General features: G+C 53.6%; 9 protein-coding genes. 5 read left to right on the plus strand and 4 right to left on the minus strand.

Features of this window, described 5'->3' with window-relative positions; translation table 11 throughout:
• Window positions 1–4: 4 nt before the first annotated feature.
• Entirely contained in the window at window positions 5–6,271 is a 6,267-nt protein-coding gene (locus tag ACZRN6_RS02630) for a DEAD/DEAH box helicase (RefSeq protein ID WP_464007136.1), read from the plus strand.
• A 127-nt stretch (window positions 6,272–6,398) separates the two neighbouring features.
• On the opposite strand, the gene ACZRN6_RS02635 is transcribed toward ACZRN6_RS02630, so the two are convergent.
• Both ACZRN6_RS02635 and ACZRN6_RS02640 read right to left on the minus strand, forming a co-directional pair.
• On the minus strand, window positions 6,399–7,547 hold the full coding sequence (locus tag ACZRN6_RS02635; RefSeq protein WP_464007137.1) for a hypothetical protein: 1,149 nt from the start codon (window positions 7,545–7,547) through the stop codon (window positions 6,399–6,401).
• Window positions 7,548–7,654: 107 nt separating this feature from the next.
• A complete protein-coding gene (locus ACZRN6_RS02640; protein ID WP_322143760.1) occupies window positions 7,655–8,515 on the minus strand; it encodes a tetratricopeptide repeat protein in 861 nt (286 codons plus the stop codon).
• A gap of 88 nt (window positions 8,516–8,603) precedes the next feature.
• Between ACZRN6_RS02640 and ACZRN6_RS02645 the strand changes: the two genes are divergently transcribed.
• Window positions 8,604–9,647 (plus strand): helix-turn-helix transcriptional regulator, encoded by a 1,044-nt coding sequence (locus ACZRN6_RS02645; protein ID WP_322143759.1) that lies wholly within the window; start codon window positions 8,604–8,606, stop codon window positions 9,645–9,647.
• Window positions 9,648–9,780: 133 nt separating this feature from the next.
• Here the strand turns inward: ACZRN6_RS02645 and ACZRN6_RS02650 are convergent, their stop codons facing one another.
• Entirely contained in the window at window positions 9,781–11,739 is a 1,959-nt protein-coding gene (locus tag ACZRN6_RS02650) for a DUF262 domain-containing protein (protein WP_464007138.1), read from the minus strand.
• A 517-nt stretch (window positions 11,740–12,256) separates the two neighbouring features.
• Between ACZRN6_RS02650 and ACZRN6_RS02655 the strand changes: the two genes are divergently transcribed.
• The 3 genes from ACZRN6_RS02655 to ACZRN6_RS02665 all read left to right on the plus strand — a co-directional run bounded on the left by ACZRN6_RS02655 (window position 12,257) and on the right by ACZRN6_RS02665 (window position 16,453).
• Window positions 12,257–14,629, plus strand: a complete 2,373-nt coding sequence (locus ACZRN6_RS02655; RefSeq protein WP_322143757.1) for a TOTE conflict system archaeo-eukaryotic primase domain-containing protein — start codon at window positions 12,257–12,259, stop codon at window positions 14,627–14,629.
• 520 nt (window positions 14,630–15,149) lie between these two features.
• The gene (locus tag ACZRN6_RS02660) at window positions 15,150–15,881 is read left to right on the plus strand and encodes a hypothetical protein (protein ID WP_464007139.1); all 732 of its coding nucleotides are present in this window, start codon (window positions 15,150–15,152) and stop codon (window positions 15,879–15,881) included.
• A gap of 71 nt (window positions 15,882–15,952) precedes the next feature.
• Window positions 15,953–16,453, plus strand: coding sequence for a hypothetical protein (locus ACZRN6_RS02665; protein ID WP_464007140.1), 501 nt, complete (start codon window positions 15,953–15,955; stop codon window positions 16,451–16,453).
• Here ACZRN6_RS02665 and ACZRN6_RS02670 read toward each other — a convergent pair whose 3' ends face one another.
• Complete coding sequence (locus ACZRN6_RS02670) at window positions 16,454–17,683, minus strand: PDDEXK-like family protein (protein ID WP_464007141.1); 1,230 nt, start codon at window positions 17,681–17,683, stop codon at window positions 16,454–16,456.
• Window position 17,684: the final 1 nt, after the last annotated feature.

Below are 17,684 nucleotides of genomic sequence, written 5' to 3' on the forward strand. Positions count from 1 at the left end.
TCCGATGCGTTTTTTCACGAATTTAATTGAGCAAAGCCTTAACCGCACGCGGGAAGCAACCTTAGGCGTCCTAGGAGTTAACGAACCAGGGCTTCGCCGCCATCTGAACGAAACAATGGTTGATGAATTGGGCGCCGATGGCTGCTTTTTGGCTCCGCCGGTTTTCGAACATACGTTTGGTTGGAAAGAGTCGGAAAAACGTCTTCTCGACTTAGAGGGGTCATTGCTCTCCAAAAGCCTGCTCAATACATTACAAAACGCCCATGCGTATGACTTTCCAAGAGAAGCCCATCCCTATACGCACCAGCTTCAGGCTTGGCGAACGTTGCTTAACGAGAAACCTCGATCTGCCATCATTACCAGTGGCACCGGCTCGGGAAAAACAGAATGTTTCATGGTGCCTATCCTTGAAGATCTAATCAGGGAGCGTGAGCGAAATCAGTCATCCTTGATTGGGGTGAGAGCGCTATTTCTCTATCCTCTCAACGCCCTAATCAACTCTCAACAGGAGCGATTAGATGCATGGACCCGTGCGTACGGTAAAGATATTCGGTTTTGTTTATACAACGGTAAAACTGAAGAACGCGAAGGGGTCATTCGTAAGATTCAAGAACAGAAACCCAACCAGGTTTTGTCACGTGAGCTTTTGCGCAAAGAGCCCGCGCCAATATTAATGACCAACGCGACAATGCTCGAATACATGCTGGTTCGTCAGGTAGACAATCCTATCCTGGAGATTTCAAAGCAACAGCAGTCTCTACGCTGGATTGTCCTCGACGAGGCACACACTTACGTTGGTTCTCAAGCCGCAGAAATGTCTCTCCTGCTGCGCCGCGTCGTTCAAGCATTCGGTAAAAATCCTGAGGAAATTCGTTTTGTCGCGACATCGGCCACCATCGCCGGGGGTGAGGCCGAAGAAAAGTTGAAACGCTACCTTGCAGATCTCGCAGGAGTGCGGCTAGAACAAGTCGACGTCATTGGAGGATCTCGTGTTTGGCCGGATATCTTGTTCGACTCGAAAGTCGAAAAGGCCTCGCTGGAGGTCGTGCAGTCTATCGAGGATGAACAAGAAATATCACCGACCCGTTTTGATGCTTTAGGACGCAATTCAATAGCACGCTCGTTAAGGCATGCGATTGTTAACTCGACGAAACCGTTAGATTTAAATGAATTACTGACGATACTGAAATCCGAATTGATGCCCGGCTCGCGGCTGGAGCAGCAACGAGAAGTGTTAGGTTGGCTCGATGTATCAACTGGCACCCGACGCCATAAGGACGAACCGCCGTTTCTTAAGCTACGGACCCATCTTTTTCAACGAATGCTTCATGGACTATGGTCCTGCATAGACCCCAATTGCACTGTCAAATCTGCCAGTCTGAATGAATGGCCATTTGGCAACGTCTACGTTCATCAACGTGCACGCTGCGAATGCAACGCCCCAGTGTACGAATTAGGATTTTGCGATGACTGTAAAACTCCGCATTTGATTGCGGAAGATCGCAACGGGGTTCTTCACCAATTGAGCCCGTACGCAGGAGATGAGTTTTCTCTGAGCTACGAAAGCGGCGAAGAAGAGACGTCGCCTGAAAGCGAGGTAACCGGCCCCACTACTAGTCGTACTTATGCACAACGTTTGGTAATTGCCGGTTTACAGGTCGCACAAGATCCCTTTTTCAGCGTCAGCCTCGATCTCGACACCCACGGCTTATGTGCTACTAACTCAGCGCGCCCTATCAACATTACTATCGCTGAAGAGAAAGCGGCTTGCTGTAGTCACTGCGATCACGAACTTCCAAACAAAAAAAGCTTTCTGAGAAAAGCGTACCTGGGCGCTCCGTTCTATGTTGCGAATGCCGTCCCGACGGTGCTGGAGTTTTGCCCAGATGCCGACAAAAAAGACAGTAATGAGCGCTCCCCAGAAGAATTACCCGGTCGGGGGCGCAAGCTAATTACGTTCACCGATAGCCGTCAAGGTACGGCACGTATGGCCGTACGCATGCAACAAGAAGCCGAGCGTTCGCGGTTGCGTGGCTTGGTATTTGAAACGCTTCGTAACGTTCAGGCCAAAGCTGATGCGGAACCTAAAGACGTTCCTACCGGCAACTATGATCTGCTGATGCGCCACGCAGAAGGCTTAGAACAGTCAGGAATGAGTGTCATGGCGGCTGATCTTCGCAGACAAGCAGCCGCGCTACGATCCGGCAGCGCCCCACAAAAACGAATCATCAACGTCGACTGGGCAAGCATGGTGCATGAGCTAGCGGCATCCAAGGATGTTGAACAATCAATCTTGCGCTACAACCGCTACGCCAACCCGGTCCTTTTTGACGGGAGCCAAGGTGGCGCAACCATGGCTCGCTTACTTTTGGCTAGGGAATTTTCCCGACGCCCAAAAAATCAAAACAGTACCGAAACTCTCGGCCTCGTAAAAGTAACCTACCGAGGTCTCAAAGAAATTAGCTCTACACCGCCGATGTGGACGGAAACAAACGCGGTACCGGCGACAGGACCATTTTCGGCGCCTGAAACTCGGTTAACTCTTGAGGACTGGCACGACTACCTTAAAGTTGCACTTGATTTTTACGTGCGCGAGAACACCTTTATAAACATGGATCGCGACATGCAATCCTGGATGGGTAGCAGGTTTACCCCCAAATCGCTGTTTTCTCCAAAAATCGAGATGGAAGAAAGCACAACAGTAAAAAAATGGCCTCAAGTAAAATCTGGAAATCCGCATCGGTTAGTAAAACTACTGGAACAAGCCACCGGATTGAATCGGACGGTCGCTACAGATGCGGACAAAATCAATGCTTGGCTAGAGGCCGCATGGTCTGCTCTGACACAGGCTCTCATCCTGGAGCCCGCAGACCCAGGGCATCGCCTGAAACTAGAAACCCTGACCTTTTCTCTATTAGAAGAGGGGTGGCTCTGCCCGATAACGCACCGAATTTTTGACTCGACTTTTCGTGGGCTAACCCCCTATTTACCCATAAAGTTGCGTCCGCAAGACTACCGTTGCCAGAAAATCCAACTCGCCTCGCTAGCCAACCTCCAGATAGATGGTAGCGCCGTGACCAAGCAATTGCAGATCCGGTCGCAGGTCTTACAAGATCCGGTCATCCAGCACCTTCGGTCTGAGAATCTCTGGACCGATATTAGCGACCGTACCGTGGAAGGCGGATTTTACTATCGAACCGCAGAACATTCGGCTCAGCAGTCGGCGCAGAGACTCGATGACTATGTTGATTTGTTTAAGAAGGGTGATATCAACGTACTCAACTGCTCCACGACTATGGAGATGGGCGTAGACATTGGGGGCATCTCTGCTGTAGTGATGAACAATCTGCCGCCCCACCCTGCCAACTATTTGCAACGGGCGGGACGCGCCGGACGCCGTAGTGAGGCACGCGCGATAGCCTACACCTTATGTAAAGCGGACCCTCATAACCAGCGCGCGTTTGCACAGCCTAAGTGGCCATTCATTACCGCCATTCCCGCTCCCACCATTACTTTAAGCTCTTCTCGCATTGTTCAGAGGCACGTCAATTCACTGCTCTTGTCTATTTTCCTAAAGTCAAAAACCAGTAGTGACGGTGACCGAACTAGGCTGACTCTCCAATGGTTTTTTGGCGGAGACGACTCACCCTGCCAGCAATTCAAAAGCTGGCTGATTAGTAGTCAGACAGAATTCGCAGACCCAATCAAACGCCTTGTCAGCGGAACTTGCTTAGATGGCTGCCTGCTTAGCACAATCTCAGCCGAGACTCAGGAAAGCGTACGTATTCTGGAGGACCGGTGGCTTGAAGAGTCTCGAAAGCTCAACGCTAAGCTGCAAGCGGCGACAGATTTACCGTACAAAAAAGCGCTAGAGCTGGAGAAAAAACGTCACGACGGTGAGTACTTGCTTCGCGATCTCGCGTCCCGTGCGTTCCTTCCAGGATATGGATTCCCTACCGATGTCGTGACACTCAATACCTACAACATTGAGGACTTCAAGCACCAGCGAACTCATCCTGAGAGTCGTGAAGACAGCATTTTCAACAACAAAGAGCTTCCGTCTCGCGGCTTAAACATTGCGATCCGAGAGTATGCACCTGGGTCGCAAGTGGTAATCGATGGGCGAGTCTATCGTTCGGCAGGAATCAGTTTGCAATGGCATGCGTCAGGCCAAGTGAACGAAGCACAAAAATTTGATATCGCCTGGCGATGCTCAAATTGTGGAGCGACAGGCGTAATCGAAAACGCCTATACCAACAGCTCCGAGCTAACGTGCTCACACTGCATGCACGCAATTCAACCAAATGAGCGCCGAACCGTCCTTCGCCCTGGCGGCTTTGTAACCGACTTTTATGAGTCCACAACAAACGACATCACTTCTCAGAAGTTCATCCGAGTCGAACGACCTCGCATCCAACTGACTGGCGAGACGATCTCGCTGCCCGACAAGCGGTGTGGTTTCGTTCGATTTGGTCACGATGGCAGTGTGTTTCATCATTCATCCGGTGAACACGAAAAAGGTTACGCCGTGTGCCTAACCTGTGGACGTGCAGATTCAATGCTCGCCTTCGGTGACATTCCTAAAAATCTGCTCCCAGATCAGCTACACCGGCCAGTGGGCGGGATCACAGGCAGTCGTAAAGAGTTCGACTGCCCCGGCACGGCAGTTAAGCCTAACCTGTTCTTGGGCTATCAAATTCGCACTGACGTCATGGAGCTTTACTTAAGAAGTCCCCAGACAGGCCTGTGGCTCGGAGATAGTCTGGCAGAGCAAACTATAGCCACGACTCTTGCCGTTGCGCTACGCGACGTAATCGCCGAACTCTTAGGTATTGCCAGCACAGAAATGGGCTTTGGTTTCCGTCTTGATCGCGATATCGAAAGTGGACAAGGGCGAACGGTCATTCAGCTGTTCGATGAAGTCAGCGGAGGAGCCGGGTTTGTCCTGGCTGGCTTAGCGAATACAACCGAGCTATTACGTAAAACGTTAGGGAAGCTGCATTGCCCGGTTAACTGCGAAAACGTCTGCTCGCACTGTCTTGCAGGTCAAGACAGTCGAGTGGAGCGAGAGGAGCTAGATCGTGGACGCGCCATGGAGTGGCTGACTGTGTCGGGCCTAATCGAACATTTAGACTTGCCCAGCGAGTTTGAAACTGTGGTGGGGGCTAGTTATTGCTCGACCGGCCCGATCCGCTATTTGTCCTCTGCGATCAATTCAGCGGATCGCAGTGAAAACGACACCTCTATTTGCTTGGTGATGAGGGGAGATGCAGAGGACTGGGACCTAGATCACCCTTACTTCCGTGAAAAAATCCTCACTTGGGCAATCGCTGACAAACTCAAGGTGAAACTGGCAATTCCTTCAGGAGCGTCGCTAAGCAAAGAACAGAAGAACACCCTCTTTGACCTGGCTAGTCTTGGGGTTGTGATTGAGGATATGGACAACTCCCTCCCACTGATCAAGCCTTACCTGGTGGCTCAAATTCGTTCCAAGTCGGGCATCAAGAGTCTTTTTAGCAGCGATGCCTCCGCTGCGACTCCAGGAGCCGGATGGCTGAGTAGCAACGATGGAATAGTATGGGCTGGAAGCGACTGTGTTTCTGATTGCGGTGGTCAGCCTATCGACGTCCGGACCTGGCGCCAATTTGAGCAGGGTGCACGGGTCATCGAAATCACCCACGAACTTGACGGGCCTATCAGCAGCTTGCATAGACGTCTCGCTACTCTCATTGAGAAGCACGCGCCCGAACTGACTGAGTTGATTGCCACAGACCAAGCAGCAGTGGTCAGCTATTCCGACCGTTATTTGAAATCACCATGGTCGTTAATGTTGTTAAGCGGTTTTCTTGAACTTTTCAAAAATGAAAAACTTAAGTCGCTGCGAATTCAAACGCTAGCATCCAGTGGCGATCAGTCCAGCAATCAAATTAGTCATGACTGGAGGTTCCAACTTGATCAAGAAGCTCTTCTTAAGCTTTGGTTGGGTAGCCAGTTCTCCATCTCACCTGAAGTTGAAATCAAAGAACGAAGCCGGGAGCTTCAACACGCGAGAGTGATAACAGTAGATTGGGTATCGGGTAAGCGCAGCAAAGTTTTCCTTGATCAAGGAATGGGATACTGGCGAGGTAGAATGCCGTATCGCGACCAGATGGGGTTTGACTTCCGCGCTAACCACGAGAGCCAAGCGCTACAAATGCTGGAGAAATATAAAGTGGCGCAAATGTGTCCTAGCGGTGAGTGGCCCACTTACATGAGCCTGCTCGTGAGCTAAGCCAAGCACCCAATGAGCCAGAGAACGGTGTCCACCTAAGACAAAGTGGACACCACTTTTCTGTCTTCAAAGGCACTCGAAAATAAGGTGCGTCAAATTTCTTTAGGCCTAGACTCTACTCCAGCTGTCACGTATGGGGTAGGTCGAGGTCAACATAAGCGAACAACGGCAGGTCATACAGATCACCGAACAGTTGATAGATCTTCGCAGAGGCGTTGATCAGTTTTTTTACACTGCCAGCGTGATGCGTCAGGTTTATACGCTTGTTGTGGTCCCGGCTCATCGCACTTAACGCCTCATAGACCCGAGCATCCGGCACACAGCAGAACTCGCCTGGAATTGATGGATAAAGCTGACAACGCAACTCTCGCATGACCAGAGGGATCTTGATCAGCATGCTTTTCTGGCCGGTCCCCAAGCCTTTTAATGAACGCATAAAGTCGAAAAACGCAGCGTATTGGCTAGTCGTGATCATGACGTTGATGGCACGTTTGATGCCGTCCCAGTTGTGGGCAAGGACTTTCACACTCGCGTAAACATCTTTCCTGAAACTGACCTGCTTCCTAGTGTCGGGATCGAGGCACTGACCTAAGGTCTGCACCATGGAGGCCTTACAGTTACTGCGCTCTATTTCGACAAACGCGTCGTTTGTCCATAAAGCTGGTGCGTCTTTGTGAGCCAGCTTCATCCAGGCCACAAAATAGACGGCATTCTCCCAAGGGCCTGTCCGAGACCAAACCACCGCCAAGACAAACAGGAGAAACAGATCCTTCTCCTCTCGTAGATCCAGCTTCAGTGAACGACCATCCAACAGAGGAATTTTGAAGTCAGCAACCCATCCTCGATAACTTCCAACCTCGTTGAGGTTGGCATAGGCGAGGTTCGGCGACGCGGCCTTGAAGCGGTCGATCAGCCATGCGGCCGCCTCCATTTCTTCATTTCCAGGCACAGTGCTCGTGGGTGCCTGAGTCTGTTCGTAACGAGGTTTGGAAATCACACTCAGCCCAGCGCAACGATACCCGGTTGATGGACATTTCATGTCTACGCGGTCAAAACGACCAGAAGCAAGCAACTGATCAACCACTTGCGCTTCCGCTTGCATCTGGTCTTTTCGGTTGGCTCCATTGGTTCTAATCCAGTAATCCAACGAGTCCGGCTTCTTGTGATCGGTCAACCCTACTTTGATGGGACCCAACACCATGGAGCCACCCAATCCCTCTACTTTTGTAACCAAAGCATCAATGCTGAATGAGCCGCCGTCTCTCAACGTAATCATTACGCGTCCTTAATTTTTTCATTTAAAACACTGTTGAATACTAGGGTCACCAGTGGATTTCCAGGTAAACAGTAAACCAGGGTTTCCCCTTACGAGCCCTACATACATCAACGTTCCCGGCACTCAAACGCGTCTCGCAGACCTTCGGCATACGAGGCCCAAAATAAACGCATACGCCCCTGAGGATCCGGCATGTACAGCGCATCCTCATAAAAATACTCCAAGGCATCAGCCGCTGCGGCATCACCGCTGAGCGCAGCTCGCTGCAACCAAAAAAGCCCCTTTGAGACGTGACGCGAAACGCCATTGCCCTCCAGGTAACTCTTCCCAAGGCGTGCAAACGCCGCAGTGTCGCCGGCACGAGCGGCTTTTCGGTACCAACGAAATGCCTTCCGGTTATCGGCATCAACCCATGAGGCTTCACAACTGCCTTTTCGATCCCGCGCGTCGTAAAGCCACGCGACCTCCAAAGCAGCCTCGCGGATCCCACCTTTAAACGCCTTTTTCAGCCATCGCTGGGCCATTTGCTCATCGACGGCGATACCTATTCCGTAGGTATACAGCTGCCCTAGATTGAAAAAGGCTTCAGATAAATCGTCCGCCGCAGCCAGCCGAAAAAGGTGCAGAGCAATCGCTGGATCCTCGATCAACGTGCACCCATCCAGCCATAACCAACCGAGGTCATTTAGCGCATCTGCATCATGTCCGAGTGCTGCTCGTCGAAGCTGCGCATATAGCAGGAGAAATGATTCTCGTGCCAAGGCCGCTTTTAAAGGATTCATGGCCTTCACTTCAGCGTATGACACAGCCCCATGACGCTCAGACATTTCAACAATCCGCAGAGTCGGCATGCCCAATCCCGCCCCCAGGCCGTCATGTTCACTGGATTCACGGAGCTCCAGCATTTCAGGCTCGGGCAGAAAAGCTTCAAGTATGTTGACGACATTTGCAGGCTTGGGCATCGCCATTTCTCGGCTCCGACATCAGATTGATTTCTCGAAAGGAATCATCCACCCTCTGAGCGACAAACTGTGTCGCAATAGAGGAAGCATGGAGATGTCAGGAAAACGCCTGGAAGAGAGGTTTCGCCTAGATCTACTCCTGGCAATGATTCCCACACGGGGCGGCACGGCAACGCCGTCCGGCTTGCGCGTGGCACAGTTCCAAGAAAGACTTCGAGCCCAGTCCATCGAGGTGGACGACCGGACGATTCAACGCAACCTCAAAGCCTTGCTAGAGGATAAACGCTACGGTGTTAAGCGAAAAAAAGAAGGTCGAGAATACGTGTATTGGGCCGACAAGGAATTGTCGAGGTTCGTGCTCAAACCCACTGACGCAATGAATTTGATCATGGTCATCGATCATGCCCGCCCGTACACCAGCCGCACGCTAGGCGGTAATCTTCAGGAGCTGTACGAGCACGCCCAGTCGATTTTGAACAAACATTCCCACCGACTTTATGACTGGACCAAGAAGGTGGTCAGCAACACCCGTTTTCTGAATTTACAGCCGGGATTGGTCGAGCCGCAGGTCTTTCAAACCATCCAGGACGCCTTGCTGGAGGGAAGCATGCTGGATGTGCTGTACCAGCCACGCGGCGCGCCATACCCCAAGCCTTACCGATTGACACCGTTGGGCCTGTCCTTTCAGGACGCCAACATCTACCTGTCACTCGTCGTGGATGGCAGAGACCAGGACACGCCTTATGCCTGGCCAATACACCGTTTCAAATCCGCGAAAGCGGCAGGGTTTGAACCCGCTCAGGTACCCGCTGAGTACGACATTCGTAACACCAGTTCATTGAAGAGCTTGATTGGGCTGGAGAACGAACATCCCATCCAGCTGGAGTTGCTGATCGATGAAAAGATGTTTCAGCGCCTGAGCGAGAACTGGCTCAGTCCGCAACAGGTTTTACAGCCCTACGATACGGAACGCTGGCACCTGAGTTGTGAACTGCATTTGAGCCAAGGGTTGCGACTTTGGATTTTGAGTCAAGGTGCCAGCGTTGAGGTTCTCAAGCCGTCTGTACTCAGAGGGGAGATCCTTGCAGAAATCGAACAGATGTCGGCGCTGTATCGTGTCAAAAGCGCGGATACCTAATGCTTGTTCGATCTACACCGGACCGCGCCTGCACCACAGCAAACAACACCGGCAGAATTCTTTCACCTTGCGGGCGTACCACCCCACCCGCAAGTGGGTCCGGTACGCCCTTCGGCTCATTCAAACGCAACCCTCAGCTTTCTTCGTGCGCGGCGGCCGCTTCCCGCTGAATTTGCGCGTACCCAATGAAAGTCTTCAGCGACCAACGTGCCTGGGCAAACTTGATGAACCGTTGCTCTTGATGGTCATTTAGCTCGCCATGAAGGTCGTGATAAAAATTGATCGTCCGCCTTCTGCCATCGAAACTTTCGATCAGCGAATACGTGTCGGTAGCCATTTTTCGAACTTGATGAAGTTCTGTAGTCGGTTCTTCCCCTAGACCCTCGCAGTAGCGTGGAAGCTTGTCTTCCAGGTCATCGTTGTTTCCCTGAATGTTCAGGCGCAGTTCCAGTAAGACAAAATTGCCTAGTCGGCGCCGTTGGTACTTATCTTGTTTACGGTTGTTTTCCCCCTCACGATTTCTATTTTCAGTAGCCCAGAGGTGCTCCACCGAGTAATAGTCTGAGGTTTTACCCTCCGAAACCCCGAGAAGAATTTTATCAATTTGAATCGTTTTTCGCGGTTGGAGCTTTGCCTCGTAGTTCATGAGAAAGTACCGCAAGCCACGCCATTTGTAAAAATCGTCGGGGCTGTCAGGGTCCAGAGAGAAGGACTTAATAAACCGGTGATCCGCCGCTAGCCAATTGATAAAATTAACGAGCCGATACTCCAACGCATCCTCATCGGTTTCCAAATGGATGCGCCCGACCTTAAGCTCTTCAGGGGGAAGCGCGGCCAAAAGCTCAGAGTGGTAGTAACGTGCCGCGTACCCATAAAGATCGCCTTGTCCGGTGTCATTACGTGACGTCATGTTCCGCGCCATGTAGACCCGAAAATTGAGGATCTCCAACAACCGAAGCAGTTTATGCAGGCGCTCGCCCGAGCCCTGCAATTTGATCACCATAGCCAGGAACAGCGGCATAATGGACGCATGACGTGCCTGCGCGCGGATTTGATCAAGAAGCACCACTATCTCAGGCTCTAAACCTGCGTGATCACGCCCATACAGACGTTGATACCAGAGCGCGGCGGTTTTCATAAACTGCACAAAAGCTGCAATTTTTTTGATCACCGGCTCGCGGGGTAAATCCTCAGTCAGACAGCTGTCGAGGTTTACTCGCTTTTTCAGCTCTTCATAACCGTATTGGCTATCGGTTTTATTCAGTTTGAAATGGACGACTAGGCAGTAACGAAGAAATGCACTTTCGTCGCCGGCTGAGGTTTTGCCAGCGATGTTCAAGGCCCTTAGGATTTCTGACCAATCCTGATCGATTGTGTCCCTGAGCGAAGCCGCAGAAAGCTTCACACAGCAGTAAATCAAATAGTTTTTAACCTTCTCCAACTCGCTAAGCGGTTTCCCCCTGTTGTTGATGACCTCGAACATGATCCCTGTTTCAGCATCTTCTTCAGGCGCGAACACCAGAAAGCCGAGCCGGGACTCAAGGATGTCCCTGATCCGCTGTGGCTCAATTCCCAAAGCGATTTTGTCCTCAAGCCACTTCTTAATCGAACCTCTGGCGCTGAGTAATCGTTGATGCGCCTCAAGTTTAATTGGACTGTTATCGAGGTTGCCTTCAGCCATCACCACACGTTCGAAAAACGACCGTGTATCCGAGTTTAAGCGCAACACAGCCCGATCATTGCCAAGCTCACCACGGCGTAAATACAGCGCGGAAAACGCTGCCCGTTCTTCGATAGGCAGCGACTCACACAGCAGGTACAGAAAAATGGCGAGTGTGGTCAGCCGCTGCTGACCATCCACGACGTGGAAGGCGTTGTCTGTTGCATGTTTCGGGCGACTGAGGACGAGTGTGCCGGTGTAGTGACGTAATGCGGCGCCATCTTGCATCAGATGATCGACGTCCTTGAGCAGTTCGTCGACCTGCTTTTTGTCCCACGCGTAGCCACGCTGATAATCCGGAATGGTGAAAAGCCGATCCGAAAAGATGCTCGGCAGCGTCAGCAGTTGAGCGCCAAATCCTTGTGTGGTCATTGCGGTGTATCGCTCCTTGAATGGGGGGCGTGCAGAGAACGTGAGAGATCACGTGCCCACTCAACGCCATCAGTAACCTTAAACCTGCTGGAGCCGCCAACGACTGAATGATCGTTGTAGGCAGTAAAATCGGCCCGGTTGAGCAACCCCGACGTGGCGGGCGAACCATGATGCCACTATGCCGCCATCGCACTCAGCGGTAAATTTTTATTATGGATTGGGTTTGGGTTCGCTAGATGCGCCAGCCCAGCCGCGACCAATACGATTCCCCAGCGGGCGAACGTCAATCGGCAATGACTGTGAAACACGCCGCTTGACGGTCAATGCGATTCAGCCAAGGGCTGGGTAGTGGGCAGTCGAACCGCTGTGCGCATAACACGGTTCCGGTTAAAACGCCGGATGATTGCAAGGCGTTGCGCAGCCCCCGGCCCGCACCCGGCCCTACGGTTTGATCCCTCCCCCCGCCGACTGATAGCCTAACCCCACAGGCCATTCCCCAACACCGAGGCTCGATGCGGTGACCGACACCAAGTTGTTGGCGACACTCCAGGCGGAGAACGCGCGCTTAATTGCCTTGCTCGACGCGCACGGCATCGATTGGCAACCGCCTGTCGAACCTGTGCTGATCCCCCTGGCGCCCGTTGATCCGTCGTCCGCCCTGGACACCCGCAGCAAGCTCGCCCTCTTTCGTAGCTTGTTCAGAGGCCGTACCGACATCTACCCGCTGCGCTGGGAAGGCAAAAGCGGGAAGTCCGGCTATGCACCGGCCTGCGCGAACGAGTGGCGTCCGGGGATCTGCGAGAAACCACGGATCAAATGTGGCGACTGCCACCAACGCCAACTGCTGGAAGTGACCGACGACGTCATCTTTCGCCATCTGGCAGGCGCGGTCGTGGTCGGCGTATATCCGTTGCTCAAGGACGATACTTGCTACTTTCTGGCCGCCGATTTCGACGAGGCCGAATGGCGCGATGACGCCCGCGCATTCGTGGAGTCCTGCCAGGCCCTCGGTGTGCCCGTCGCCTTGGAAGTCTCACGCTCGGGCAACGGCGCGCATGCCTGGATCTTCTTCGAGGACAAGGTACTGGCCAGCGATGCACGCCGTCTCGGAGCCGCCATCATCAGTCATGCCTGTGAACGCACGCGGCAATTATCGCTCAGTTCCTACGACAGGTTGTTTCCCAACCAGGACACCCTGCCCAAAGGCGGTTTTGGCAACTTGATCGCGTTACCGCTGCAAAAACGCTCCAGGGCGCAGCATCACAGCGTCTTTGTCGATGACGCCCTGGTGCCCTATGCCGATCAGTGGGCGTTCCTCGCCACCCTCCAACGCATGAGCCCCGAGCGCCTCCACCCCGTCATTACTCAGGCCACGGGCAACCGCGACCCCGTCGCCATTGCCTACGCCGATGAAGACGAAGGTGCCCAGCCATGGAAAGTCCCCTCGCCTCGACCACAGAAGCCCAACGGCCCGATGCCTGCCACCCTGAGCATCACCCTGGCGAACCTGATCTACTTTGAAAAGGCCCAGCTGCCTCAACCCTTGGTCAACCAGTTGATCCGCCTCGCGGCATTTCAGAATCCCGAGTTTTACAAAGCGCAGGCCCTGCGCCTGTCAGTGTGGAACAAACCCAGAGTCATTGGCTGCGCGCAGAATTTCCCCCAACATATCGCCTTGCCCCGCGGCTGCTGGGACGCCGTGCAGGTGCTGCTGGCGGAGTACCAGATCACGCCACTGGTGGAAGACGAGCGTTTCGCGGGCCATCCGTTGGGTGTCAGTTTCCTCGGCACTCTGCGTCCTGACCAAGAAACAGCTGTTAGCGCCATGCAAGCACATGACACCGGTATCCTCTGCGCGCCAACGGCCTTCGGTAAAACCGTGAGTGCCGCAGCGCTCATTACCAGGCGGCGTGTGAATACCTTGGTACTGGTGCACAGGACCGAGCTACTCCGGCAGTGGCAAGAACGCTTGCAGGCGTTCCTCGGCGTCGGCAAAGAAGTCGTCGGCACCTTGGGCGGCGGCAAGCCCAAGCTCACCGGCCAGATCGATATAGCCGTCATGCAATCGCTATCGCGCAAAGGCGAGATCAGTGACCTTGTGAAAAATTACGGCCAGATCATCATCGACGAATGCCATCACCTGTCGGCGGTGTCTTTCGAAGCGCTGTTGCGCAGTTCGCCCGCGCGTTACGTGCTCGGGCTGACGGCGACCCCGATCCGCCGCGATGGGCAGCAGCCCATCATTTTCATGCAGTGCGGACCTATCCGCCATACCGCCGCGCGCCCAGCCAGCGCCCCTCATGATTTGTCCGTGAGCCCTCGCATACTGTCCGCCCCCCTCATCGTCCCTGAGGGCTCGGGTATCCAGGAAGTATTCAGGCGATTGGCAGATGACTCACAGCGCACGGCCACCATCGTTTCTGCTGTGGTGCAAGCTTACCGCCAAGGCCGAAAAGTCCTGGTGCTTAGCCAACGCACTGAGCATGTTGAGACGCTAGATGTTGCGCTCAAGGAGCATGTCGCGAATCTGTTCACGCTCCATGGCCGCATGCCGAAGAAACGGCGGGCGTCGCTGATCAGTACATTGGAGTCTCTGCCCGAAGATGCGCCTCGGGTGCTCGTGGCCACCGGTACGCTAATTGGCGAAGGGTTCGATCACCCTGCACTGGATACCTTGGTGCTGGCCATGCCCATTTCCTGGCGCGGCATCCTCCAGCAGTACGCCGGACGCCTGCATCGCCTACACACCGCCAAATCCGACGTACAGGTGATTGATTTCGTAGACGAGGGTAACGTCGCAGTGTTGAGGATGTGGGAGAAGCGCAAGGCCGGTTACAAAGCCATGGGCTATCGACTGGTCGATTCATCCACCACACTTTCACTGCTGTAGGCCTGTCGCGTGAAAGGAAAGAACTGGCATCAGCCCGATTGAAGAGCCATCTGAACGAACCGACATCCGCTACCCTGATATCGGTTTCGAACTGAGATTCGACTCGCTGAAAGGACCTTCGCAATGCAGGAACAGTACGACCGGGCCAAACTGCTGGATGAGGTTTGGACAGAAGCGGTGACGATAGTCGCACCGCGCTACCAACTCTCTGACGTAGGCCTTAAGAAACTCTGTGGACGACTACAGATCCCAACCCCGCCTCGGGGCTACTGGACACGACTGAAGGCTGGCAAGTCGGTGCCGCCGCGCCCCAAACTCCGCGAATACGTTGGCCACCCGATGAACCTATTTCGCACGCCGGCCCCGCACACCGAGGCTGAGCCCAAGCCAATGGATGAGCGGCTGGTACCGCTGCTGGCCTTTGAGCGAGCACCTGGCAACCAGATTATCGTCCCTGATCAAGTGAAGCGTTGGCACCCGATGACCAACGCTGCCCGCGTTGCATTGAAGAAACCCGTCATTGATTCACGCGGCCAGCCCAGCGCGCGCGCCTGCGTTAAATATTTGTGTTTCACCCTCCTTGCAGGATCGCGCGCTAAGGCTCGTGGATACCGTCCTAAAAGCACTGGAAACACGTGGCTATCGTATCGAGCAGAGCAAGAAGCAGGTCGACATCCTCATCATGGGCCGAGGTTATCATCTGCGCGTGTTCGAACCCTGCAAGCGCAGCCCATATGTGCCAACGCCAAAACAACTGGAGGACAAGGCTCGCGGGCGCTGGAGCTACTGGCCTAATTGGGCATATCAACCGACAGGGAAACTCTACCTGCTAATAAATGAAGGGTATGCAGGCAAAGTTACCGACTCACCGGGCCAACCGGTCGAGATGCAATTGAACAAGCTGCTCGAACAGGTCGTTACAAACGCCGTCGGGGAGCTGGTGAATGCAGAGCAGCAGGCCATTGCCGATGAAAAGCGTCGCCAGCTGCGCGAAAACGCTGCCGCGCGAAAACGCATACAGAATGACGAACGAAAACGCTTAGCCGCCCTAGAGTCCGATGCACAGAACTGGCGCCGCGCCCAGGTCATCCGCGACTATATCGACACCCTTCAGCGCACGTCGCTATCGGGAACCCACGGCATAGAGCATACGAGCTATTTGCAATGGGCGGGCGCCAAAGCCGATTGGCTAGATCCACTGATACGAAATGTGACCGATATACTGGACGAAGATATCAAGATCCCCTATTAGCCAGCACTTTCATGAGCGATGAAACGAAAAAAACCTAAGACTTAATACATACATTTGACGAGATAGTCGCGTTGAAAGACGCACAACAGCGCCAAAAACTGGTAAATGATCTTGCCCAGGCCATGCCTGCTATATTCGACAGGTTCCCAATAGAACTCGCCTTTGGTGACGCCAGTCCCGCCATCGGCGACTGGTCGGACCCAACCGACTCGGGAATGCTGGTCACCGGCGATGGTGTTGGGTGCAAGAGCGGCGTGTATTTTTTTGGTACCCCTGAAGCGCAAATCCTCTTTATCGGCAAGGCAACCCGGAACAACCTGCACCATCGGGTCTGGGACCATGTTAAGACGCCCAGCATCCGAGAAGACGGTTGGCGAACCTTTCCCAACCATCGGTTCACAGGGTTTGCGAACGACAAAAATCTAGTGCCTCACGTTCAAGACGGTGAAGCACGGATTGCAGTCATTACGGTCTCTGACCCGGTGATGGTATCTCTCATTGAGGTCTATCTACTGACGGCCCACATGAAACGGCACGGTGCATTGCCAGCTTTCAACCGACAAGTTGGCTAGTCAACTGACTGGCATTGCTTGTGGTTGCGTCGCACTGACACTTGCACACTGCAACTCAGGCTGACCAGACAGCTCAGATTTGATCAGCTCGACAGTGCGCAGCACCTCCGTGACCAATGCCATGGGGTCAGACAAACAGTCAATTTTTCTGGCAACGTTGTCCTGGTAAAGGCATGAGTACCATTTGAACGCATTCCAATTCCGCCACATCAGGTACAAAGGCAATTGAGGCGTTTGCGCCAACAATCCTCCATCGCTCGCCAGTTTCCCGCTACTGACCGGCACCACGCCATAATGCAGCGCATCAGTGGCAACCTCGATTCGTAGCAGCATTCCCTCGACACCAATGTCGAAAAACTGCCCCACGTGCTTCAACCTCAATGCCTTGGGCAAGAACCACTTGCGGCAATTCGCCTCGCTACTGTCATGCCCGGTAAAGTCAATCGGCGATGACACGGGCGTACAACGTTCTGACAATGCGTGTCGCACAGCATCAAAGAAGCCGAACAATACTGTCCCCTTCGCATGGGGCAGTGCCTGGGCGATGGCCTCGGCAGCCTGCAAATTGTCGTCGGCAATGAGAAGTTCGATCAGTGCATTTCGTGTGGTATGGGTCATGGCTCGCCCGGTGATTTTCTGGACCAGATTCTTGTACTGGATCAATGCATGCTGAAGTGCCGGCGTCGCGCTTGAGGTGCTGACGCACCGCTCAAGCCAGTCGAGGATGTGTTCCTGGTACGACAGTCGACGGTAGCTCACGCCGCAATGACTGCTTGCGTGCGCCTCCGTACCTTTCTTTGTCAAGTACCACAACTGCCACTGCTTGCCTGAGGCCTTTCCAATATCGTCATAACGCTTGAGTTGTTGGTTGCCGTCGAGGGCGTCGATCTTGTTTTCGATCAGGATGAGGTGATCCCTCAGGTGAATCACCACATCCACACGACCGTACCCCGCGAATATCTGCTCCTTTTGCACCCTGGCGTCGCTGAGGGTGCATTCGTGTTCGAAACCCATTGTCGACAGGAACAGTTCCAGGAAGTACACACCTTGACCGTGACGGCCCTCGGGGCTCAAGAGTTCTGCGATCATGGCCGAGTGAGTGTTGACCTCGGCCCGCTCGATTCGGGTGATGGAGAAGAGGTTGAACAGCTCACCGCTTGCTGCGAGTTTGGCGTTCGTCTCCCTCACCAAGCTGCTGGCCTGATTCAACAGCAGTTGTGCTTTCTCCATG

This window comes from Pseudomonas sp. A125 (assembly GCF_055409485.1).

Excerpts from the sequence above, each read along its gene's own strand:
- ACZRN6_RS02635 (WP_464007137.1), bottom strand. The coding sequence starts at position 7,547 with ATGATTACGTTGAGAGACGGCGGCTCATTCAGCATTGATGCTTTGGTT.
- ACZRN6_RS02640 (WP_322143760.1), bottom strand. The coding sequence starts at position 8,515 with ATGGCGATGCCCAAGCCTGCAAATGTCGTCAACATACTTGAAGCTTTT.
- ACZRN6_RS02630 (WP_464007136.1), top strand. The coding sequence starts at position 5 with ATGCGTTTTTTCACGAATTTAATTGAGCAAAGCCTTAACCGCACGCGG.
- ACZRN6_RS02650 (WP_464007138.1), bottom strand. The coding sequence starts at position 11,739 with ATGACCACACAAGGATTTGGCGCTCAACTGCTGACGCTGCCGAGCATC.
- ACZRN6_RS02670 (WP_464007141.1), bottom strand. The coding sequence starts at position 17,683 with ATGGAGAAAGCACAACTGCTGTTGAATCAGGCCAGCAGCTTGGTGAGG.
- ACZRN6_RS02645 (WP_322143759.1), top strand. The coding sequence starts at position 8,604 with ATGTCAGGAAAACGCCTGGAAGAGAGGTTTCGCCTAGATCTACTCCTG.